The following is a 21,963-nucleotide window of genomic DNA, read 5'->3' as shown; positions in this document are numbered from 1 at the left end:
GGTGCGGGGCATGCGACTGCTTGTGGTGGAAGACGAGGAGGACCTGGTCGACGCGTTGCGCGTCGGCCTCGTCCGTGCGGGATACGCGGTGGACGTCGCCTACGACGCGCCTTCCGCGCATGAGAAGTTGCAGGTGAACTCGTACGATCTGGTCCTGCTCGACCTCAACCTGCCCGGCGGGGACGGCTTCCAGCTGTGCCGCAGCGTGCGCGCGGCCGGGCAGGGTGCGCGGATCATCATGGTGACCGCCCGCGACCGCCTGGACGACCGGGTGCGCGGGCTCGACGAGGGGGCCGACGACTACCTGGTCAAGCCGTTCGCGTTCCCCGAGCTGCTGGCTCGGGTGCGGGCGCTGCTGCGCAGGGACTCCGGCGCAGGCACGTCGGTGCTGGAGGTGGGCGGGCTGCGGATCGACACCGCCAGGCTGGAGGTGTCGCTGCACGGAAGGTCGCTGGCGCTCACCCCCAAGGAGTACGGGGTCCTGCACTACCTCATGCGCCGCCCCGGACACGTGGTCTCCTCCGAGGAGCTGCTGGAACACGTCTGGGACGAGCACGCCGACCCGTTCACCAGCACCGTGCGCGTCACGGTCGGCAACCTGCGCCGCAAGCTGCAGGAGGAGGGCCTGATCGAGACCGTGATCAGCCGGGGCTACCGGCTCAAGGAACCGGCGTGATCCACACCATCCGCTTCCGGCTCACGGTCCTCTACTCGGGACTGCTCTTCGTGCTGGCCGCGCTCGTGCTTGGCGGCACCTACTTCGCCGTCTCCAAGACCACCGACCAGCGCCCGATCACGACGGAGTTCGCCAAGACCTACAGCGGCAACACCTTCCTCGGCAAGCGCGAGGTGGTCTTCGTCGAGGAGGTCGAGAACGCGGTCAACGTCCGGACGATGGCCACGCTGCGCGACTATTCGCTCATCACGCTGGCCGGCCTCTACGTCGCCAGCCTGGGCATCGGCTGGGTGCTGGCGGGCCGCGTGCTGCGGCCGGTCAGGTCGATCACGCGTACGACGGAGGAGATCCAGGCCACCGACCTCAAGCGGCGCATCAAGCTGAACGGGCCGCGCGACGAGCTCAAGGACCTGGCCGACACCATCGACACCATGCTGGACCGGCTGGAGGAGGCGTTCAGGGCGCAGCGCCAGCTCATCGACGACGCCTCCCACGAGCTGCGCAGCCCGCTGACGATCATCCGGGCGAACGTGGACGCCGTTCTCGCCGCCCCCGAGGCCAGCGACGAGGAGCGGGCCAGGGCCGTGGCCATCGTGGACCGCGCCACCACCCGCATGACCAGGCTCGTCGAGGACCTGCTGGCCAGCGCCAGGCGGCAGGGCGGCGCGTTCGCCGACGCCGACCTCGACCTGGCCAGGATGGTGGGCGAGGCGTGCGAGGAGTACGCGGCCCCGGCCGCCGCCCGCGACCTGACGCTCACCCGGGAGCTGGGATCGGGCCTGGAGGCGACCGGCGACGCCGACGCGCTGCGCCGCGCCGTGGCGAACCTGCTCTCCAACGCCGTGCGCCTCTCACCGCCCGGCGGGGCGATCCGGGTCGCGGCGGGCAGGTCCGAGGGCTGGCTGTGGGTGGCGGTCCGCGACGACGGCCCCGGGATCGAGGCGGCCGACCAGGCGCGGGTGTTCGACCGGTTCTGGCGCGGCGAGTCCAGCCGCCGCGACCGCCACACGGGCCTCGGCCTGGCCATCGTCCGCCAGATCGTGGAGTCGCACGGAGGGCGGGTGGCGGTGTTCTCGCGGCTGGGGGAGGGGGCCACGTTCGTGCTCTGGCTGCCGCCGCGTGACGGTGTCCCCGGCGCGCCGCCCGATCACAACCCTCTCTGACCGGCCCGCCTGCGGCAGACCGCCCGGGCGATCAGGAACGCCGCCACCGGCACCACGAACACGGCTGCCCGCAGCCCGATCACGATCATCGCGTAGGTGTCGTGCGGCACCGTGAGCAGCGCGTGCGGGGCCGGGGGCGGCTCGGGGAACCCTGGCGCGGAGTGCATCGGCGGCGCCGCCTCCGAGAACCACGTGCCCGCCCACAACACGGTGAAGAACGCGATGACCGCGATGCCCAGCGCCGTGCGCACCGGGGCCTGCGCGGGCCGGTCGAGCAGGTGGTGGTGGTCGCCGTCGCCGGTGAAACGCCGTTCGAGGAACGGGTAGAGCAGCAGGATCCCGAAGAAGACCGTCAGGATCAGCGGCGGGATCCAGAGCCCGGGCTGCAGGACGTACCCGCCGACCGTGATCTCCCACGGCGGGACGAGCCGCTGCGCGCCGTCCAGCACCCCGAAGTACCAGAACGGCTGCGCCGACGGGACGTAACCGCCCGCGCTGTACGCGCCGTGCTCCCACACCGGGTTGACCCGGACGAACGTGGCCAGCGCCGCGATGGCCCCCATCGTGAACAGCGCCGTCGCGCCGTTCTTGACCGCGAAGTAGGGAAAGAACGGGCCGCCGCTGACCCGGCCTTCAGCGTCCAGCGTGGCCCTTCGTTCGGTGTGCTTCTGCCGCCAGGTGAGGATCAGCGCGTGCAGCGGCACGACCGCCATCAGGATCCCCGGCACCAGCAGCACGTGGGTGACGAAGACGCGCGGGAGGACCTGCCCGGGGAACTCGCCGTCGAAGGCGAACGCCGACAGGTACGTCCCCACCACCGGGATCGACAGCAGCAGCCCCTGCGCCTGCCGCAGCCCGGCCATCGCGAGCTGGTCGCCGGGCAGCGAGACGCCCAGGAACGACTCGAACAGCACCAGCCCGAACAGCACCACCCCGAGCATCCACGTCAGCTCGCGCGGCCGCCGGAACGCGCCGGTGAAGAAGACGCGGCACAGGTGGGCCACGATCGCCAGCACGAACACCGTCGCCGACCAGTGGTGGAGCTGCCGCATCAGCAGCCCGCCCCGCACGTCCAGGCTGATCCCCGCCGCGGACGCGAAGGCCACGTCGGGGTTGGGCTTGTAGAACAGCGTGAGGAACGTGCCCGTCAGCACCAGCAGCGCGAACGAGTAGAGCGCCAACTCGCCCAGCAGGAACGACCAGTGGCTCGGGAACAGCTTGCGCAGCTGGGGGCGGAGCCAGCGGGCGAAGGGCAGGCGATCATCGAGGTAGATCGCCGAATCGACGGCCGTTTTTGCGGTTCCCGCGATGATACGGGCGCGTCGCTTGGGCTTGGTAGGAGTGGCCATGGGGGCCTCCTGGTGGGGGTGTGATCCGATTCTGCACCCATACGCCACCTTTCTCAAGAATTGGTGTAAACCAATTGGTCTAATCCAATTTATGGTCTTCCAGAACTATAATTGGATTAGACCTCTGATGGGGCTTTGACCAGCGCAAACGATGACTTATCCGAGGAGTGCAGTTTCATCATCAATTTCGCCGGTAGAGTCCGGGCAGAGGCGTTGATTGGAGCGTGTGGTGGCCAAGTACGTTTACGACTTCACCGAGGGCAACAGGAATCTCAAGGATCTTCTTGGCGGCAAGGGAGCGAACCTTGCCGAAATGACCAACCTCGGGCTCCCCGTTCCCCCCGGATTCACGATCACCAGCGACGCCTGCCGTCACTACCTGGCGGCGGGCGTCGTACCGGACGGCCTCGAGCGGGAGGTCGCCGCGCACCTCGACGCGCTCGAGAAGCAGATGGGGCGGCGGCTCGGGCAGGCCGACGACCCGCTGCTGGTGAGCGTGCGCTCCGGGGCGAAGTTCTCCATGCCGGGCATGATGGAGACCGTTCTCAACATCGGGCTCAACGACGAGTCGGTGCACGGCCTGGCCAAGCAGGCGGGCGGCAACGACCGCTTCGCGTGGGACTCGTACCGGCGGCTCATCCAGATGTTCGGCAAGACGGTGCTCGGGATCGACGGCGACCTGTTCGAGCACGCGCTCGACGCGCTGAAGGGCAAGCGCCAGGACACCGACCTCGACGCGGGCGAGTTGCAGGGGCTCGTGGAGACGTTCAAGGGCATCGTCCACGAGCAGACCGGCAAGGACTTCCCCACCGACCCGCGCGAGCAGATGCGCCTGGCCGTCATGGCGGTCTTCGACTCCTGGAACGCTCCCCGGGCCATCCTCTACCGCCGCCAGGAACGCATCCCCGCCGACCTCGGCACCGCCGTGAACATCGTGGCCATGGTCTTCGGCAACGTCGGCAACGACTCCGGCACCGGCGTCGCCTTCACCCGCGACCCGGGGACCGGCAGGCAGGGCATCTACGGCGACTACCTGCAGAACGCCCAGGGCGAGGACGTGGTGGCCGGCATCCGCAACACGATCCCGCTGGAGGAGCTGGAGCGCATCGACAAGCGCTCGTACGACGAGCTGCTCGGGATCATGGAGACCCTCGAGAACCACTACCGGGACCTGTGCGACATCGAGTTCACGATCGAGCGCGGCAAGCTGTGGATGCTGCAGACGCGGGTCGGCAAGCGCACGGCGGCGGCCGCGTTCTGCATCGCCACCCAGCTCGTGGACCAGGGCCTGATCACGATCGACGAGGCCGTCACCCGCGTCACCGGAGACCAGCTGGCGCAGCTCATGTTCCCCCGCTTCGACGGCGGCGCGGACAAGAAGAAGATCGCCAAGGGCATGAACGCCTCGCCCGGCGCGGCCGTGGGCAAGGTCGTCTTCACCTCCGCGCGGGCCGTGGAGCTGTCGGAGCGGGGTGAGGACGTCATCCTCGTCCGCCGCGAGACCAACCCCGACGACCTGGCCGGCATGATCGCCGCCAAGGGCATCCTGACCAGCCGGGGCGGCAAGACCTCGCACGCCGCCGTGGTGGCCAGGGGCATGGGGAAGACGTGCGTGTGCGGGGCCGAGGAGCTGGAGGTCTCGACGCGCGAAGGCCGCTTCACCGCGCCCGGCGGGGTGGTGGTGTCGGAGGGCGACGTCATCTCGATCGACGGGACGTCCGGGGAGGTCTACCTGGGCGAGGTGCCGGTCGTGGACTCGGCCGTGGTCGAGTACTTCGAGGGCGCCGAGCCGGAGGACGAGCTGGTCAAGGCCGTGGACCGGATCATGCGCCACGCGGACTCGGTCCGGCGGCTGGGCGTGCGGGCGAACGCGGACACCCCGGACGACGCGGCGCGGGCCCGCCGGTTCGGGGGGCAGGGGATCGGGCTGTGCCGGACGGAGCACATGTTCCTGGGCGAGCGCAGGCAGCTCGTGGAGGACCTGGTCCTGGCGTCGACGGACGAGGCCCGCCAGGCGGCCCTGGACGCGCTGGAGCCGCTCCAGAAGGCCGACTTCACCGAGATATTTCGAGCTATGGACGGAAATCCCGTCACAATTCGTTTGATCGACCCGCCGCTCCACGAGTTCCTTCCCGACATCGTGGACCTGTCGGTCAAGGTCGCCACGGACGAGGCCACGGACAAGGACCGCAAGCTCCTGGCGGCGGTGAAGCGCCTCCACGAGCAGAACCCGATGCTCGGCCTCCGCGGCGTCCGCCTCGGACTGGTGATCCCGGGCCTGTTCGCCATGCAGGTGAGGGCCATCGCCCAGGCGGCCAAGGAGGTGCCGGGCGCACGGCCGGAGATCATGATCCCGCTGGTGGCGGCCGTACAGGAGCTGGAGTCGGTACGGGAGGAGGCGGCGAAGATCCTCGCGGAGAGCGGCGTGGAGGCCCTGATCGGCACCATGATCGAGGTCCCCCGGGCGGCCCTGACCGCGGCCCAGATCGCGGAGGCGGCGGAGTTCTTCTCCTTCGGCACCAACGACCTGACCCAGATGGCCTGGGGCTTCTCACGGGACGACGTGGAGTCGGCGTTCTTCTCCCGCTACCTCGACCTGGGCATCTTCGGCGTCTCCCCGTTCGAGACCCTGGACCGGGAGGGCGTCGGACGCCTGATCAAGATCGCGGTCGAGGAGGGCCGCTCGACCCGCCCGGACCTCCACCTGGGCATCTGCGGCGAACACGGCGGCGACCCCGACTCCGTCCACTTCTGCCACGACGTGGGCCTGGACTACGTCTCCTGCTCCCCGTTCCGCATCCCGATAGCCCGCCTGGAAGCCGGCCGCGCCGCCCTGACCGACTCGGACTCCGACACCCGCTGACCTCCACCCGCCGGCACCCACCCGCGTGACCTGGTCACCGGGTGGGCCCGCCGGATCCCGCCCCGAGCGGTCCTCGCTGACGCTCGGGCGTGCCGATCGGGGCTCGCGGCCTCGCCCCGAGCCCCGGGCGAGGTGGCCACGGATTTCACCAGGAAGTCCTGAGCGTCACCCCGGCGGTTGGGTGAGTTTGGCGGCCACGGCGTCGAGGACCCAGTCCAGGCCGGTCGCGAAGGACATCTCGGCCTCCACCTCCGTGCCGTCGTGCACGGCCTTGGACAGCGCCGGGAAGCGGCCCGTGGCCAGCATCCTCCTCACATGCGGGCCGGAGGCGCGCTGCCAGTCGCGCTTGGACAGGCCCGTGGCGCGCTCGGCCCGCAGGTTCGCGATCTCGCGCCTGAGCGCACCGGTGATGTAGGCGCTGACGGTCTCCACGGCTCGCATGACGGTGTCGAGGCCGGCGAGGCCGTCGAGGGCGGCCAGCGTGGCCTCGGTCACGGCGAGGGCGTTCGGGCCCAGGGTCGGACGGCCGCCGAGCAGGTCGGCCAGCCATTCATGACGGAGGGTGGCCTGCCTGGTGAGGTGGGCGCGGATGCGCAGCACCTCCCGCCAGTCGCCGGGCTGCTCCTCGGGGAGGATCTCGGCGTGGACCTCGTCCACCATGAGGTCGAACAGCTCCTCCTTGGTGGAGATGTATCCGTACAGCCGCATCGGGCCGACGTCCAGCCGGGCGGCCACCTTGCGCAACGACACCGCCTCCAGCCCGCCCTCGTCGGCCAGCGCGATGGCGGCGGCGACGATCCGCTCCCGGTCGAGCGGCGCGGGGCGAGTCGGCGGCTCCGGCCGGTCCCACACACTCATGGGTTGCATCGTACTGTTGCGATACACCGTAAAAGATAAATACAGTATATCGACATGAGACACCGTATCGCTGTGATTGGGGGCGGCCCTGCCGGCCTTACCTTCGCCCGCGTCCTGCACCGCCACGATCATCCTGTCACCGTCCTCGAACGCGATCCCGGCCCCGACGCCCGGCCCCCGGGCGGCATGCTGGACCTGCACGAAGGGCTGGGCCAGCTCGCGCTGAGCAAGGCGGGGCTGCTGACGGAGTTCCAGGCGTTGTCCCGTCCCGAGGGGCAGGCCATGCGCATCCTGGACACGGACGGGACCGTCCTCCGCGACTGGCAACCCCGTCCGGATGACCTGGCCAATCCCGAGATCGACCGCGGGCAACTCCGTGACCTGCTGCTCGGCTCCCTGGACGTTCAGTGGGGCCGGGGCGTGACCGAGGTGGTGCCGGGGACCCGGGATGGCGTGCTGGTCCATTTCGCGGACGGGCGGCAGGAGACGTTCGACCTCGTGGTCGGCGCGGACGGCGCATGGTCACGGGTCCGCCCGGCAGTCTCGTCCGCGACGCCGTACTACACCGGCATCACCTCGGTCGAGACCTCCCTGGACGACGTCGACACCCGCCACCCCGACCTCGCCCGGCTGGTCGGCGACGGTTCCATGGCTGTGTACGGCGTGAACCGCTCCCTCGTCGCCCAGCGCAACAGCGGCGGCCGCGTCAAGGTGTACGCCCAGTTCCGCGCGCCGCTGGACTGGCACACGAACCTGGACCGGCACATGGGCCTGAACCGGCGCGCGGGCCTGGACGCGGGCCTGGACGCAGGCCGGGACGCGGGCCTGGACCTGGGCGACGTCGAGGCCGTGCGATCAGGGCTGCTGGCTCTGTTCGACGGCTGGGCCGCTCCCGTCCTCGACCTCCTCCGCCACGGCACCGCTTTCGTCCACCGCCCCCTCTACGTCCTGCCCGTGTCCCACACCTGGGCCCACGTCCCCGGGGTGACGCTCCTGGGCGACGCCGCGCACCTGATGCCCCCGTTGGGGGCGGGCGCGAACCTCGCGATGCTGGAAGGCGCCGAACTCGCCGAGTCCATCGCCGCCGCCCCCGGCCCCGGCGATCTGGACGAGGCCGTCCGCGCCTTCGAGGAACAGATGTGGGCACGGGCCGGCAGGTGGGCGAAGATCACGACAGCCGGTCTGGAACGCCTCGTGAGCCCGGACCCCACCGAAGCCCTCGCCCTCTTCGACGAAGTCCAGCCATCCTGACCGCCGAGCACGAGGGGCTACCGGCTGATCGTCGTCGCCGAGGCAGGCGACCGAGGCGAACCAGGTGGGGCCGTCTTCGTTGGGTTCGACGACGACGAAGGTGTGCGGCGGCTCCAGCATCGTCCACCGTGACCAGCCGGGCTCGACCGGTGTGAGCGGCTCTACTGGCCGAGGAAGGACATGAGAGGCGGGAGCAGAGCGTCCCACGAGACGTTGTGGTCCTGGCCTTCGAGGACCACGTGCCGGCAGGACGGCAACCCGCCCGACATGGCCTGCGCGGCGGCCGGAGCCCACGGGCCGGTCCTGGAGCCGGTCAGGACCAGGGTGGGGATCCGGACGTTCGCCAGGCCCGAGGGAAGGCGGTGGTCGCCCATGACGGCGGCGTCGTAGGCGAGGGTCGGGGCGATCGCCTCCATCGACGCCCACATGGGCGCCTGGCGCATCTGGCCGATCATGGCGGGTGGCAGGCCGACCGAGCGCAGGAAGAGCGCCATGGCGTCCCCGCGACGGTCGTCCGCCAGGCAGGCCGCCAGCTCCTTGGCGTACGCCTCGGCGCGCCCGGGTGCGCCGGCGTCGAGCTGGAACGGCGGCTCCCACAGGGCCAGCCGGGTGATGGGCAGCCCGGCGGCCGCCGCGCGCAGCGCCAGCACCGCCCCCGAGGAGTTGCCGAACACGGCCGCGGAGCCGCCCGCCTCCTCGATCACCGCGCCGAGATCCTCGATCTCGCGCTCCACCGCGTAGGGCAGGGCGTCGCCGCTGTCGCCGCGCCCCCGCCGGTCGTAGTTGACGACCGTGTGGCCGCCCGCCAGCAGCCCGGCCAGTGCCGTGTGGATGCCCCGGGCGCAGGATGCGCCGCTCACCAGGACGACCGGGCTGCCCGAGCCCGTCCGGTCGAAAACGATCGCGGTGCCGTCGGCGGAACGTGTCGTGTGCATGGTCTCAGCCCTTCTCATTGCCGCGTTCTCGCCCCACCCACGAACGGCCATCCGTCAGACGGACAGCCCGTCCGGAGAAATCTGCCGAAGACGGCGGGCGAGGTAGCGGCGCTCGGGCTCGGTCGGGGCCAAGGCCAGGGCCTGCCCGTAGGCGACGGCCGCCTCGGGCAGGCGTCCTTGACGGCGCAGGAGGTCGGCCCGGGCGGCGGGCAGCAGGTGATGGCCGCGCAGGTCGTACGAGAGCTCGTCCAGCAGGGCCAGCCCTCGCGCCGGATCGCGCATCCCCACGGCGATGGCCCGGTTCAGGCGGACGATCGGGGACGGCATGAGCTCTTCAAGGCGGCCGTACAGGGCCGAGATCTCGATCCAGGGCGTCTCCTCGAAGGAGAGCGCGCTCGCGTGGCAGGCCGCGATCGCGGCCTGGATCTGGTACGGCCCCGCCCGCCCCTGCCGCAGCGCCCCGTCGAGCAGGGCCACCCCGTCCCGGATCCGGTCGTGTCGCCACAGGGAGCGGTCCTGCTCCTCGAGCGGCACCAGCTCTCCCGCGTCGAGCCGGGCGGCGCGGCGGGCGTCATGGAGCACCATCAGCGCCAGCAGGCCGGTGGCCTCCGGCTCGCCGGGCATCAGCCGGACGAGCAGCCGGCCCAGCCGGATCGCCTCGTCCGACAGTCCCCGGCGGATCAGCTCCGCGCCGCCGCTGGCCGCGTACCCCTCGTTGAACAGCAGGTAGACGACGCCCAGCACGGCATTGAGCCGGTCGGGCAGCAGCTCGGGAGGCGGCACCCGGAAGGGGATCCCCGCCTTGCGGATCTTGTTCTTGGCCCGGGTGAGCCGCCTGGTCATCGTGTCCTCGGAGACCAGGAAGGCCCTGGCGATCTCGGCCGTGGTCAGCCCCGCCAGGGTCCGCAGCGTCAGCGCGACCCTGGCCTCGAACGGGAGCGCCGGATGACAGCACGTGAACATCAGCCGTAGCCGATCGTCCCCGAGCTCCGGATCGGCCGCGGGCGGGACGGGGCGGGCGGCCAGCTCCCGCAGCTTGGCGGCGCCCACGGCGGCGCGGCGGAGCCGGTCGATCGCCTGGTTGCGGGCGGTCGTGGTGAGCCAGGCGCCCGGTTTCGGCGGGATCCCGTCCGCCGGCCACCGCTGGAGCGCCTGCGCGAAGGCGTCCTGCGCGCACTCCTCCGCCAGGTCCCAGTCACCGGTCATCCGGATGAGCGTCGCGACGATCTGGCCCCATTCCTCCCGGAACAGGCCCTCGATCGTCGCCTCGACGGTCAAGGCTGCACGGCTCGCAGCTCGATCGTGCCGTGGCGGGCCACGGGATGCGTACGGGCGGCCTCGACGGCCTCCTCGCGGGAGGCGCACTCGATCAGGCTGAACCCGGCCACGACCTCCTTGGACTCGACAAAGGGGCCGTCGGTGAGGAGGGCCTCGCCTTCACGTACCCGGACCGTCGTGGCGTCCGCCGGAGGCTCCAGGCCACCGCTCTGGATCAGCTTGTCGCCCCTGGCCGCGCCCCAGGCCTTGCAGTCGTCCAGGAACCCGGGGTCGGCCAGCATCTCCTCGTAGGCCTTGCTGTCTCCGCATATCAGCAGCAAGTACTTCACCCGACCGATCGTATTCGTCAGCGCGTCAGCGCGGCGCCCAGGCGGCGGATCACCTCGGCCTCGCCGGGGTCGGCGTCGTCGCCGGACGGCGCGTGCTCGGTGATGGCCGCCCCGACGACGTCGTCCACCTGGGAGACGAGGTCGATCAGCCGCTGCGGCCGCACGCCGTCCGGCTCCGGGTAGCACGTCGAGCCGAAGGCGGTGGGCTCCAGGACGTCGAGGTCGACGTGTACGTACACGGGGCCCCGCAGATCGTCGAGCACGCGCTCCAGGTCGTTCACGCCGTACCTGCGCAGGCCGGTCTTCGCGAGGTACTCGTGCTCGGACACGTCGCCCGCCCGCTCCCCGGCGATGATCACCTGGTGCGGTCGCAGCGGCCGCTCCGCCGTGAGGCCGGTCGGGCCGTCCCCGAGCAGCGCGCGCACCACCATCCCGTGGAAGGCGCCCGACGGCAGGGTCTGCGGACTGTAGACGTCCGGGTGCGCGTCGATCCACAGCACCGTCAGAGCGTCCCCGTAGCGGGCGTGGGCGGCGTCGATCGGCGCGATGTCGACCGCGCAGTCGCCGCCGACGGTGATCACCCGGTCGTCGATGCCGGCCAGTGCCTCGCGCGTCAGCCGCTGGTTCTCCACGAGCACGTCGTACGCGCGAACCCCGGCGGCCCTGTCCCCGCCGGTCTCGAGCACCGGCACGGTCACCACCGCGTCGGCCGGGACGAGCGCGGCGGCGCGGCGGGCACCGGCCATCAGCCGTGGCGCGCTGCCGGACGCCGAGCCTTGCCATTGCGGTACGCAGAGCACAGTGGTCATGCGGCGACGATACGGGGCGCCCGGATCACCGGGCCAGATCGTTTCATGGGGTCTCCAGGAGGTCCAGGTCCGGGGGGACGAGGGTGGTCGACTCCACCAGGCCTCTGAGGAGGTTGTGCAGGAGGTTGTTGTCGTACGGGCGGCCTTCCGACCGGTCGTGGCGCAGCGGGTAGGGGAAGCCGGCGGCGTGCAGGCGGTGCCGGACGGCCTCGATCCGGTCCTCGACGATGCCCGCCCGCCACTTCTCCCCGGGCCGCAGGTAGGCCAGCCGGGCCTCGGCCTGGTTGTACGTCAACGGGCGCGGAGCCTCCTCGTACAGCAGGTAGCGCTCGCCCAGCACCACCAGGAGCAGGCGTTCCGTCTCGCTGAGGCCCCAGATCTTCGGCGGGGTGGTCGCGGCCGCGTGCAGGTCGGCCTGGGTGTCGCCGTAGGCGCCCGTGACGTGGAGCTCCACCAGGTGCTGGCGGTAGCCGGAGCCCCTGATGAACAGCGGGGTGTAGCCCGGCGCCAGCGGGACGGGGTCGGTGGAGCTGTGCATCAGCTGGCCGCGCGGCAGGCGGACGAGCTGCTGCCCCAGGTTGCGCAGCCACCACCGGCTGTCCTCGTACGTCACCTCGGCGTGCAGGCGGCTCACCGACTGGTCGTCCGCGCCCACCCGCAGGTCGACGTTCGGGCGCTGGTCGCGGCCGAAGCGGACGTGGCGGCCCGGGCGGGGCGCGACCCTGATGCCGCCCATGATGGTGCGGGCGTGCAGGGTGCCCGGGACGGCCGGGTCCACGCCGTGGGCGAGGCTGTGGGGAGCGCTCATCTGTTCGCCTCCTTGGTGCTTGTCGGACGCAGCCGTATGGTGCCCCAACCTCTCCGGGACCCTCCCCGGGAGCGTGACGTCAGGTGCCGCGCAGCTCGGCGGTGGCCGAGCGGGCGAGCGCGGTGGCCATCCCGCACAGCCGGTCCATGGGACGCGAGCCGCCGACCACGAGGAGTACCTCCTCGACCGCCCTCCGGCCGTCCTGATCGGTATACGGGCGGAACACCACCCCGACCTCGCAGGTCCGCTCCTTCCGGTCCGGCCGGACGAAGGCGCGGTAGCCGTTGATCCGGGTGGCCGTCCCGTCCTCGGCGGTGGGCGGCTGGTCGCGGTCGAAGTCCAGGTCCACCCAGGTGTCACCGGTGGTGCTGTCCCACTCGCAGTCCCACCCGCCGAACCCGACGTCCGGGCCGGCAGCGTCGATGCCCGGGACGGCCTCCAGGGCCTTGCCGGACAGCAGCGAGCAGGCGTCCCGCTGCGCCAGCGACGTGGCCGGGAGCGGCGGGGTACGGCGTGCGAGCGGGCCCCGGCCGAGCGCCCGCGCCGCGACGGTGGCGGCGGCGTCGGCGATCTCACAGAGCTCGGCCCTGCCCTCGTCGCCCTCCCACCGCGCCCGGACTTTCACGATGACCTCGTCCACGCCGGGCAGCACGAGCGTCCGCGAGCACTGGTCGCTCTCGGCGGGGTCGTCGGCCACCGTGATCCCGCCCACGGTCCGCGCCGCCCCGAGCTGCTCGGGCGGCGGGTCGTGGTTGAGGTCCACCGCGACGTCCACGACTCCGCCGCCCGGCGGGGACACTCTGACGTCGCACCGGTCGAAGTTCCCGTAATCGCGGTCGAGCTCGGTCGTGCCGAACCGGTCGAGCGCGGTGGCGTCGGTCATCGCGCAGGGGTCGGCCGTTCGGGGGTCGCCGATCAAGAGGTCCCCCGCTTGCGCAGGGGTGGCGGGGGCCGAGGTTCTGGGCGGCGGTGTGCCGCGTTCTCCGAGGACGGACACGGCGGCGACCAGCACCGCCGCGGCGGCCACCGCCGCCACGAGGAGCGGAAACCGTCGCCGTGCAGCGGCCGGCGGCGGCGTTCCGGTGATCTCGGCCAGCCGTTTCCGCACGTCCTCGACATCCGGCCGCTCCCGGAGGTCCAGCCGCAGCATCTCCCGCAGCAGCCCGTCCAGCGGCCCCACGTCCGCCGTCAGCGAGACGTCCGAGTGCGCGGCCCGCCACGCCACGATGTCGGCGTCCGACTCCGTGTCGCCGGCTCCCCGGCGCGGCGGATGTCCGGCGACCAGCGCGTAGAGGGTGGCCCCGAGGGAGAACACGTCGGACCTGGGGTCGGGCTGTCCCCTGATGACCTCGGGGGCGGCGTAGGCGACGGTGTAGCTGATGGCGCCGTTCGAGGTGATCGTGTCGCGGCCTCCGACCCGGTACGCGGCGCCGAAGTCGGCCAGCTTCACGAAGCCGTCGTCGGCCGCGACGATGTTGGCCGGTTTCACGTCGAGATGCACGATGCGCTCGGCGTGCATGGCGGCCAGCGCGTCCGCGATCTGCGCGCCGACGTGCGCCGCCCGCTCCGGCGACATGGTCCGGCCGTCCAGGCTCCCGCCGGGCACGTGCTCCATCACGAGCCAGAACGTGCCCGTCTCCGGGTCGTCCACCGTGTCGTGCAGGGTGACCACATGCCGGTGGTTGAACGCGGCCAGGGCCCGCGCCTCGGCGCGTAACCGGCTGGACCCGGGGTTGTCGGCCAGCAGGCGTTTGACCACGACCTCCCGGTTGAGGCCCAGGTCCAGGGCCAGCCAGACCTCGGTCGCGGCGCCGCCGCGCAGGCAGGTGACCAGCTGGTAACGCCCGCCGATCGCCGTGCTCCCGGGCACCCCGATCCCCCCTCGCCGGTGTTTGGCGCGATGGTTCCGAATTTACTGGGTGATCGGGGAGATACGCAGCGTTTTGGCGGCGCTCCTGACGGCGTTCCCTCACCCGGCGCGCGGCCCGGCTGTCAGCGTCACCCACCTCGGCGGTCACTTCCATGGAAACCCTTGCCGCATCCGGATCGTAGTCGTACCGTCACGGATAGCGTTTCCCGAGATATGGAGGTGGAGCTGTGGGGAGGCACGAATGCGGGCATCCTTTCGCGAACGGGGAGGTGTGATGTTCACGCACATCGCGTGGCGGCTCGACGCGATGATCGCGGCGATCACCGACCACCGCCCGCCCCTCACCCGGCCGATCGAGCAGGCGCTGCGGGCGGTCCCGCGCCACTGGTTCGTACCGCCGGTGGGGGAGTCGCCCGAACGCGACGGGCGGAGCGCGCCGATCGACCGGGAGGCCGACCCGCCGGCCTGGTGGGACGCCGTTTACGCCGGGCGCCCGATCGTCGCCGCCGACGGGTGCTCCTGTCCCGCGCCCAGCGCGGTCGCCGACCTGCTGGAGCTGCTCGGACCGGCGCCGGGCCAGAGGGTGCTGGAGGTGGGCACGCGGACGGGGTGGACCGCGGCCCTGCTGTGCCGGCTGGTCGGGCAGTCGGGGAGCGTGACCTCCATCGAGGCGGACCCCACCGTGGCCGAGCAGGCCGCCAAAAATCTGGCCGCCGCGGGAGCGCTCCCGCACCTGGTCGTGGGCGACGGCACGGCGGGCTGGGCCGAGCGGGCGCCGTACGACGGGGTGCACGCGACGTACGCCGTGCGGACCGTGCCGTACGCCTGGATCGCGCAGACCAGGCCGGGCGGGGTGGTGGTCGCGCCGTACGGCGACGGGCACGCCCTGCGGCTCGTGGTCGGGCCGGACGGCACGGCCGGCGGCCGGTTCTCCGCGCTCACGACCATGACGTGGACGCGGCGCGACACCCCGCCGGGCGCCGTCCTGGCCGAGGACGTCCTCGCCGAGCCGGGTGACGCCCGCCGGGCGTGGGCGGACTGGGGCGAGCCGGAGCGGGAGCGGTTCGGCGTGACGATCACGCCAGACGGGCAGCGGGTCTGGCTGGACAGCCCCGAGCGAGTGATCGGCTGACCCGCTGAAATTCGGTTGACCCCGCGCGGAGCCCGTCAGAAGGATGCGGGGGTGCAGATCGAGTTCACGCGATTCTCCCCGGACGACGTCGAAGCGCTCGTCGGCTTCCTCACCGGGCACGAATGGCCCTTTCACGCGGGCGTCCAGGACCCCGAGACCGTGCGCGAGCGTGCCGCGGACGGCCTCTACGACGACGAGGAGTCCAGGACGTTCTGGGTGCTCGCCGACGGGGAGCGCGCGGGCCTGGTGCGGCTGCAGGACCTCGCCGACGACACCCCCCTGTTCGACCTGCGGATCGGGCAGGAATGGCGGGGCCGGGGCCTCGGCGCCGCGGCGGTGGCCTGGCTGACCGGCTACCTGTTCACCGAGCTCCCGCACGTCACCCGGATCGAGGGCACGACCCGCCAGGACAACCACGCGATGCGGGCGGTCTTCCGCAAGAGCGGGTACGCCAAGGAGTCGCACTACCGGGAGTCGTGGCCGGGCCTGGACGGCACGGTCCACGACGCCGTCGGCTACGCGATCCTGCGCCGCGACTGGCTCTCCGGCACGGTGACGCCCCCCGACTGGGACGACGAACCCCGCTGACCTCGGCGCGCCTGGCCGGGGACCGGCCAGGCGCGGGGGGTCAGGAGGTCTTGCGGGGGCGATGGCGGGTGACGGCGCGGGCGTGGGCCTCGGTCAGGAGGGGGCGGGCCTGCTCGCCCGGGTTCACGATGGCGATCCAGCCCTGGGTCGCGTACTTGGGGTGGGGGAGGACGCGGTCCTCGGCCGTGTAGTCGACCTCGGAGCCGTCGCCGGCCAGCCGCTGGAGGGTGGCGCGCCCGACGGCGATGTTGAGCCGGAACACGCCCGGCCTGTTCAGGTCGGAGAAGGTGTCCCAATCCGGGTAGTCCTTGATGACGATCGTGGCGAACGGCTGCCGGGGATGGGTCTCCAGGGTGCCTTCCGGGTCGTAGAAGAAGAACGTGTCGCCCCAGGCCATCTCGGGGGCCTCGCTGTTCTCCTCGATGGTCTGGGTCACGACTCCGGGAAAACCGGACACGAACTCGATGATTTCGCTCTCAGTCATACCTTCAAGTGTTTCATTGCACTGCCCTGTGAGACTTTGCGCGCTGAACAGGCCATCGACCGCGTGAAAGCCTCAAACCGCGTACCTATGCGACAGTCTGGAGACCATGTCCGAGACACACCTCCCCGGGGGTTTCGTCAACGCCGTCGTCCGCGTCGGCGACACCGTCCGCCGCACGCCCGGGCAGCGGGCCGCGTACGTGCACGAGCTGCTGCGCCTCTTCGAGCGGAGCGGATGGGCGGCCGCGCCCCGGTTCCTGGGCCTCGACGAGCGCGGACGGGAGATCCTGACCTTCGTGGCCGGCCACGTGGCCTGGGAGGACGTCCAGCCGGACGGCGTCGCCTCCGACGAGAGCCTGGCGCGGGCCGCGGAGCTGGTGCGGGAGTTCCACGACCTGACCGCCGGCACCTCACTGGCCGGGGAGGAGGAGGTGGTCTGCCACAACGACCTGTCTCCCAGGAACACCGTCTACCGGGGCGAGGAGCCGCGGCCGGTGGCGTTCATCGACTGGGACCTGGCGGGGCCGGGACGGCGCGTCCACGACGTGGCGCACGTCTGCTGGCAGTACGCGGGCCTGGGCCCGCTGATCGCCGACCCGGCCGACGCGGCCCGGCGGGTGCGGCTGATCTGCGACGCCTACGGGCTGCGGGAGCGCGGCGAGGTGGTCGAGACGATCCTCTGGTGGCAGGACCGATGCCGGCGCGGCATCGAGCGGGATGCCGCGCAGGGGCTGGCGTACGCGATCAGGCTGCGCGAGCAGGGGGCGGTGGCGCAGGTGCGCGCCTGCCACGACTGGGTCGCCGAGCACCGCGCCGGATTCGAGCGGGCGCTGCGTCAGACCGAGGGGGTCGCGGCCTCGGCGGGCTGCCCGGGGGAGGGCTCCTCGATCGGGACGTAGTCGTGGCGCATGCCGTGGTCCCCCAGCCACCGCCGGAGCCCGGAGACGGCCTCCGGGTTGGCCGACACCTGGGCCGCGTACTCCGACAGCGCCACCTCCTCCCCGTCGTCGAACAGCAGCCGCGCCGGCCCCGACCACGACAGCGTCCACTTGGCCTCGCCGAGCTGGATCAGCACCGCCTCCAGCGCCTGCCCCAGCACCCCGGCGAGCAGGGTCTCCGACGCCTTCCAGCCCTGCTCGCGCAGGACGGCCTCCAGCTCCGCCTGCCGGCCGCGGGCGATCGCCTCGAAGGCGGCGTCCAGGTACGGCCGCGCGGCCCCCATCACCCGCTGGCCGGCGACCGCCAGGTCATGGAGGGCGTCGGCGTTGCGGCCCGCGTACATGGCGTGCGCCACCAGCTCCTCCCACGACACCGGCCGCAGCCCGGTCAGCGCCTCCGGCGTCCACATGGACTGCTCCACGGCCTGCACCGCCACGTTCGCGTCGCGCAGCAGCGTCAGGGCCGAGCGCGGGTCGGGGACGTGCGGCGGCTCCGGTAGGTGCTCGATGGCGGCCAGGCGCTCGGTCAGGCTCGGATGGGAGTCGTACGGCGAGACCTCCTGCGGCTCCTCGCCCAGCTTGGCGATCTCGGCCTGGCGGTCGGAGTCGCTCATGAGCGCGTGGAAGCCCCCGAACACCGAGAGGGGCCTGGTGCCGCCCGCGCCGGTGAGCGACAGGTAGTTGGCGACGTAGAGATCCCAGCCCGTCGCGGTGGTCTGGATCTTCTGCAGCGCCCCGGCCATGGCCTGCCGCCCGCCGATCGCGACCGCGAACTGGTCGGCCTCCAGCTCCTGCTTGCGCGAGACGGCCTGCGAGACCCGCAGGTAGAACTTGGCGTACCAGGTGAACAGGCGCTGGACGAACGGGTGGTTGCGCAGCCCCTGGACGGTGGCGAGGAGCGAGACCCGCCCCCGGTAGACCGGCGCGCCCAGCCGCGTGTGCGCGCCGCTGTAGTGGCCCAGCTCGTGCCCGAGCACCGCGCGCAGCTCGTCCACCGTCAGCGTCTGCAGCAGCGGCAGCCCGATGAACATCCGCCGCCGCGTCGCCTTCATCCCCAGCCAGCGCGTGTCCTCGGAAACGGCCGCGTTCACCTCCGCCACCAGCCGGATCTCGTCCGGCGGCGCCGTGCGCACGCGCTGGGCGAGCTCCTCGACCGTCTGCCAGAGCGCGGGCTCGTGCTCCCGTCCGATCGGCACGCCCGGCTGCTCGCCGCCCTGGCGGCGGCTCACCACGACTAAGGCCTGTACGAGCGCGCCGGCGACCAGGGTGAGGACGATCGCGAGCTTGAGGGTGTTCGCGTGGAAGTCCACGATGAGCAGGACATCGAAGAAGATGGCGGCCACCAGGAAGAGGCCGACCAGAACGTAGAAGCCGGCGAGCAGGATGAAGGCCAGCACTGCTCGGAACGCTGTCGTCATGGGGTGAGGGCTCCCGGGGAAGGGGTTCTCGCGAGGCTCGACCTTAGCGGAGACCGGAAACTGGATAAAATCACCTAAGCAATGCCGTACTACGATGACCATGATCAGGAGCGGTGGGTTCCGGAACCTCCCGGCAATCCCGAACGCTCCGCATTCGAGCGCGACCGCGCCCGCGTGCTGCACAGTGCCGCCCTGCGCAGGCTGGCCGCGAAAACGCAGGTCGTGGGCCCTGCCGAGTCCCTCGGCGGCGGCCAGCACATCCCGCGTACGAGGCTCACGCACTCCCTCGAATGCGGTCAGGTCGGCAGGGAGATGGGCGCCACGCTCGGCGTCGATCCCGACCTGGTGGAGACCGCGTGCCTGGCGCACGACCTGGGGCACCCACCTTTCGGCCACAACGGGGAGATGGCGCTCAACGCGCTGTCGGCCTCGTGCGGCGGTTTCGAGGGCAACGCGCAGAGCCTGCGCCTGCTCACCAGGCTGGAGGCCAAGGTCCTCACCGAGGACGGCCGCAGCGCCGGGCTCAACCTGACGCGGGCCGCGCTCGACGCTTCCATCAAATATCCCTGGACATGCGAAAAATCCGCAAAATTCGGCGTATATGACGATGATCTACCCGTGTTCCGGTGGATCCGGGACGGCGCGCCGGACGGGCGGGTGAGCTTCGAGGCGCAGATCATGGACTGGGCCGACGACGTCGCCTACTCCGTGCACGACCTCGAGGACGCGCTCCACTCCGGCCACGTCACCCCCGAGGCGCTGCGCTCGCCCATCGAGCGCACGCTGGTGTGCGAGACCACCCGCACCTGGTACGCCCCCAACGCCGACCTCGGCGAGCTGGAGGAGATCTTCGCCAAGCTGATCACCGACCCGCTCTGGCCGCGCCGCTTCGAGGCCACGCTCGCCGACCTGGCCGGGCTCAAAGCCCTCACGAGCGGCCTCATCGGCCGCTTCTGCCGCTCGGCCCAGACCGCCACCAAGGAGGTGTACGGCTCCCGCCACCGCGCCGACCTCGTCGTGCCCCACGCCACCCGCCTGGAGTGCGCCCTGCTCAAGGGCGTCACCGCCCACTACGTCATGGCCACCAGGGACCACAACGCCAACCAGGCCAGGCAGCGCGAGCTCATCACCGAACTGGCCTCGATGATCACGCTGGGCGCTCCGGGCACGCTGGAGCCCGCCTTCAGGCCCGCGTACCTGGGCGCCGCCGACGACGCGGCCCGCGTCCGCGTGGTGATCGACCAGATCGCCTCGCTCACCGACACCTCCGCGGTGGCGTGGCACCGCAGGCTCTCCCGCTGACCAAGTTTCTCCATGATCCGGTACACCCGGCTTTCCCCATGACCCTCGCAGGCGGATACTGCGCCCATGGCCACATATGTGATCGTCGGTGCCGGACTCGCGGGGGCCAAGGCCGCGGAGACGTTGCGCGAGGAAGGCTTCGACGGCGAGATCGTGCTCATCGGCGCGGAGAACGAACGGCCCTACGAACGACCGCCCCTGTCCAAGGACTTCCTCCAGGGCAAGAGCGAACGAGAGAGCATCTTCGTCCACGGCCCGGAGTGGTACGCGGACAACGCCGTCGATCTGCGGCTCGGCACGCGCGTCACGCGCATCGAGCTCGACAACCACCTGGTCAGGCTCGGCGACGGGTCGCGCCGGCCGTACGACAAGCTGCTCATCGCCACCGGCGCCACGCCGCGACGCCTGCCGGGGCCCGCGTACTACCTGCGGACCGTCCACGACAGCGAGGCGCTCAAAGAGCGCCTGGCGAGCGCGGGCAGCGTGCTCATCGTCGGCGCTTCCTGGATCGGGCTGGAGACCGCGGCGGCCGCCCGCGCGGCCGGCTGCGAGGTCACCGTCGTCGAGCCCGAGCCCACCGCGCTCAACCGGCCGCTCGGCAACGAGCTCGGCGACCTGTTCGCCCGCCTGCACATCAGCAAGGGCGTGGACCTGCGCTTCGGCACCGCCGCCGCCGAGATCACCGAGACGGGCGTGCGGCTCAGCTCGGGCGAGCGGCTCGCCGCCGACTTCGTCGTCGTCGGCATCGGTGCCGCGCCCGAGGTCGGGCTCGCCCGTGACGCCGGGCTCGACGTCGGCCAGGGCATCCACACCGACGCCGCGCTGCGGACCTCGCACCCCGACGTGTTCGCCGCCGGCGACGTGGCCGAGCCCTTCCACCCCCTGTACGGGCGCCGCCTGCGCGTCGAACACTGGGCCAACGCCCTGCACGGCGGCCCCGCCGCCGCCCGGTCCATGCTCGGCCAGGACGTGGTCTACGACCGGATCCCGTACTTCTACACCGACCAGTACGAGCTGGGCATGGAGTTCTCCGGCGACATCGAGGGCTACGACGAGATCGTCTACCGCGGTGAGCCGGAGAGCCTGGAGTTCATCGCGTACTGGCTGCGCGAGGGCCGCGTGATCGCCGGCATGAACGTCAACGTCTGGGACGTCGTGGACGAGATCCAGGAGCTCATCAGGTCACGCGTCATTGTTGACCAAAAGGAGCTATCGACGGGGTGACGGTGACCACGCCGTCGTTGGTGCGCCTCGGCTTCGGGCCCTGGGTCTTGCCGGCCTGCGGGACCTTCTTCGACCCGCACTGCACGGCGCAGCCCGGCGTCTCGCCCAGCTTGCCGCGCAGCGCCAGCGTCTCCTCCCTGGGCGAGTACGTGCGGTTGCCGGTCGCCCAGGCGTCGAGGTAGTCCCAGGGCTTGACCATGCCCCTGCGTACCCACCAGAAGGCCGGGCCCGTCTTCCACGAGATCGCGAAGTAGAGATTGGGCCCGGTTTCGCGGGCGTTGCCCGTCCGGCCCACCCGTCCGAGCAGCTGGCCCGCCTTGACCGGGACGCCCGGCCGGACGCCGTCGGCGACCGCGTCGAGGTGACCGCCGAGGTAACGCACGCCGTCCTTGCCGATGATCGTGACGAACCTGCCCTCGCGGGCGGCCCCCGCGTCGGTGGACGGGCTCCACTTGTCCTGGAGGTTCACCTCGTCCACGACGCCGTCGATCGGGGCCACGAACGCGCACCCCTGCGGCGCCCAGATCGTCGTCTTGGGCAGCACGAGGAGCTGGCGCTGGTAGGTCGTCTTGCAGCCCTTGACCGGGAAGGTGTACTCGTACTTCGACATCTTCGGCGGCGGCACCTTCACCGGGTCGTCGCCCTTGGGCGGCTGCTCGGCCGCCTGGTGCTCGGCCTCCGGCTCCGCC

General features: G+C 71.7%; 20 protein-coding genes. 9 read left to right on the top strand and 11 right to left on the bottom strand.

All coding sequences use genetic code 11. The annotated features are described in order from the left end of the window. The first annotated feature begins 10 nt into the window (after positions 1-10). Both ACWDX9_RS34535 and ACWDX9_RS34530 read left to right on the top strand, forming a co-directional pair. Complete coding sequence (locus ACWDX9_RS34535) at positions 11-676, top strand: response regulator transcription factor (protein WP_449961412.1); 666 nt, start codon at positions 11-13, stop codon at positions 674-676. Continuing rightward, positions 673-1,839, top strand: coding sequence for a HAMP domain-containing sensor histidine kinase (locus ACWDX9_RS34530; protein ID WP_449961409.1), 1,167 nt, complete (start codon positions 673-675; stop codon positions 1,837-1,839). The genes ACWDX9_RS34535 and ACWDX9_RS34530 overlap by 4 nt, the downstream gene beginning before the upstream one ends. On the opposite strand, the gene ACWDX9_RS34525 is transcribed toward ACWDX9_RS34530, so the two are convergent. After that, positions 1,824-3,188, bottom strand: coding sequence for a cytochrome b (locus ACWDX9_RS34525; RefSeq protein ID WP_449961407.1), 1,365 nt, complete (start codon positions 3,186-3,188; stop codon positions 1,824-1,826). The two genes, ACWDX9_RS34530 and ACWDX9_RS34525, sit on opposite strands and share 16 nt — an antisense overlap. Positions 3,189-3,417: 229 nt before the next feature. Between ACWDX9_RS34525 and ppdK the strand changes: the two genes are divergently transcribed. After that, positions 3,418-6,051: a pyruvate, phosphate dikinase gene (gene ppdK / locus ACWDX9_RS34520; RefSeq protein ID WP_449961403.1), complete on the top strand. Its 2,634-nt coding sequence runs from the start codon at positions 3,418-3,420 to the stop codon at positions 6,049-6,051. A 165-nt stretch (positions 6,052-6,216) separates the two neighbouring features. Here the strand turns inward: ppdK and ACWDX9_RS34515 are convergent, their stop codons facing one another. Beyond that, positions 6,217-6,909, bottom strand: a complete 693-nt coding sequence (locus tag ACWDX9_RS34515) for a TetR/AcrR family transcriptional regulator (RefSeq protein ID WP_449961400.1) — start codon at positions 6,907-6,909, stop codon at positions 6,217-6,219. A gap of 54 nt (positions 6,910-6,963) precedes the next feature. Here ACWDX9_RS34515 and ACWDX9_RS34510 point away from each other — a divergent pair, with 54 nt between their 5' ends. After that, complete coding sequence (locus ACWDX9_RS34510) at positions 6,964-8,160, top strand: FAD-dependent oxidoreductase (protein WP_449961397.1); 1,197 nt, start codon at positions 6,964-6,966, stop codon at positions 8,158-8,160. Between the two features lie 161 nt (positions 8,161-8,321). Here ACWDX9_RS34510 and ACWDX9_RS34505 read toward each other — a convergent pair whose 3' ends face one another. The 6 genes from ACWDX9_RS34505 to ACWDX9_RS34480 all read right to left on the bottom strand — a co-directional run bounded on the left by ACWDX9_RS34505 (position 8,322) and on the right by ACWDX9_RS34480 (position 14,189). After that, positions 8,322-9,095 carry an alpha/beta fold hydrolase gene (locus ACWDX9_RS34505; RefSeq protein ID WP_449961393.1) on the bottom strand — a complete coding sequence of 258 codons (774 nt, stop codon included), beginning with the start codon at positions 9,093-9,095 and terminating at the stop codon, positions 8,322-8,324. Between the two features lie 54 nt (positions 9,096-9,149). After that, positions 9,150-10,373 carry an RNA polymerase sigma factor gene (locus tag ACWDX9_RS34500; RefSeq protein WP_449961390.1) on the bottom strand — a complete coding sequence of 408 codons (1,224 nt, stop codon included), beginning with the start codon at positions 10,371-10,373 and terminating at the stop codon, positions 9,150-9,152. Continuing rightward, positions 10,370-10,702, bottom strand: coding sequence for a YciI family protein (locus ACWDX9_RS34495; protein WP_449961388.1), 333 nt, complete (start codon positions 10,700-10,702; stop codon positions 10,370-10,372). The genes ACWDX9_RS34500 and ACWDX9_RS34495 overlap by 4 nt, the downstream gene beginning before the upstream one ends. A 17-nt stretch (positions 10,703-10,719) precedes the next feature. Then, entirely contained in the window at positions 10,720-11,511 is a 792-nt protein-coding gene (locus ACWDX9_RS34490; RefSeq protein ID WP_449961385.1) for an arginase family protein, read from the bottom strand. 43 nt (positions 11,512-11,554) lie between these two features. After that, positions 11,555-12,319, bottom strand: coding sequence for an FHA domain-containing protein (locus ACWDX9_RS34485; protein ID WP_364239838.1), 765 nt, complete (start codon positions 12,317-12,319; stop codon positions 11,555-11,557). Between the two features lie 79 nt (positions 12,320-12,398). Next, positions 12,399-14,189: a protein kinase domain-containing protein gene (locus tag ACWDX9_RS34480; RefSeq protein WP_449961380.1), complete on the bottom strand. Its 1,791-nt coding sequence runs from the start codon at positions 14,187-14,189 to the stop codon at positions 12,399-12,401. Between the two features lie 274 nt (positions 14,190-14,463). Here ACWDX9_RS34480 and ACWDX9_RS34475 point away from each other — a divergent pair, with 274 nt between their 5' ends. Continuing rightward, positions 14,464-15,321: a protein-L-isoaspartate O-methyltransferase family protein gene (locus ACWDX9_RS34475; protein ID WP_449961378.1), complete on the top strand. Its 858-nt coding sequence runs from the start codon at positions 14,464-14,466 to the stop codon at positions 15,319-15,321. A 51-nt stretch (positions 15,322-15,372) separates the two neighbouring features. Beyond that, complete coding sequence (locus ACWDX9_RS34470; RefSeq protein WP_449961375.1) at positions 15,373-15,909, top strand: GNAT family N-acetyltransferase; 537 nt, start codon at positions 15,373-15,375, stop codon at positions 15,907-15,909. 40 nt (positions 15,910-15,949) lie between these two features. Here ACWDX9_RS34470 and ACWDX9_RS34465 read toward each other — a convergent pair whose 3' ends face one another. After that, entirely contained in the window at positions 15,950-16,393 is a 444-nt protein-coding gene (locus ACWDX9_RS34465; RefSeq protein WP_449961372.1) for a DUF6194 family protein, read from the bottom strand. 106 nt (positions 16,394-16,499) lie between these two features. On the opposite strand from ACWDX9_RS34465, the gene ACWDX9_RS34460 reads away from it, so the two are divergent. Beyond that, positions 16,500-17,291 carry a phosphotransferase gene (locus ACWDX9_RS34460; protein ID WP_449961368.1) on the top strand — a complete coding sequence of 264 codons (792 nt, stop codon included), beginning with the start codon at positions 16,500-16,502 and terminating at the stop codon, positions 17,289-17,291. Here the strand turns inward: ACWDX9_RS34460 and ACWDX9_RS34455 are convergent. Further along, positions 17,228-18,748, bottom strand: coding sequence for a M48 family metallopeptidase (locus tag ACWDX9_RS34455; RefSeq protein WP_449961365.1), 1,521 nt, complete (start codon positions 18,746-18,748; stop codon positions 17,228-17,230). The two genes, ACWDX9_RS34460 and ACWDX9_RS34455, sit on opposite strands and share 64 nt — an antisense overlap. A gap of 81 nt (positions 18,749-18,829) precedes the next feature. Here ACWDX9_RS34455 and ACWDX9_RS34450 point away from each other — a divergent pair, with 81 nt between their 5' ends. Together ACWDX9_RS34450 and ACWDX9_RS34445 are read left to right on the top strand one after the other, a co-directional pair. Then, complete coding sequence (locus ACWDX9_RS34450) at positions 18,830-20,050, top strand: deoxyguanosinetriphosphate triphosphohydrolase (RefSeq protein WP_363967284.1); 1,221 nt, start codon at positions 18,830-18,832, stop codon at positions 20,048-20,050. A 66-nt stretch (positions 20,051-20,116) separates the two neighbouring features. Then, positions 20,117-21,274: an NAD(P)/FAD-dependent oxidoreductase gene (locus tag ACWDX9_RS34445; RefSeq protein WP_449961361.1), complete on the top strand. Its 1,158-nt coding sequence runs from the start codon at positions 20,117-20,119 to the stop codon at positions 21,272-21,274. On the opposite strand, the gene ACWDX9_RS34440 is transcribed toward ACWDX9_RS34445, so the two are convergent. After that, the coding region (locus tag ACWDX9_RS34440; RefSeq protein ID WP_449961358.1) for a M23 family metallopeptidase at positions 21,240-21,963 on the bottom strand (724 nt) is incomplete at its 5' end. The genes ACWDX9_RS34445 and ACWDX9_RS34440 overlap by 35 nt on opposite strands.

The organism is Nonomuraea sp. NPDC003201 (genome assembly GCF_053590415.1).
The sequence above is the reverse complement of the archived record's forward strand: the minus strand, read 5'-3'. Positions and strand labels throughout refer to the sequence as shown.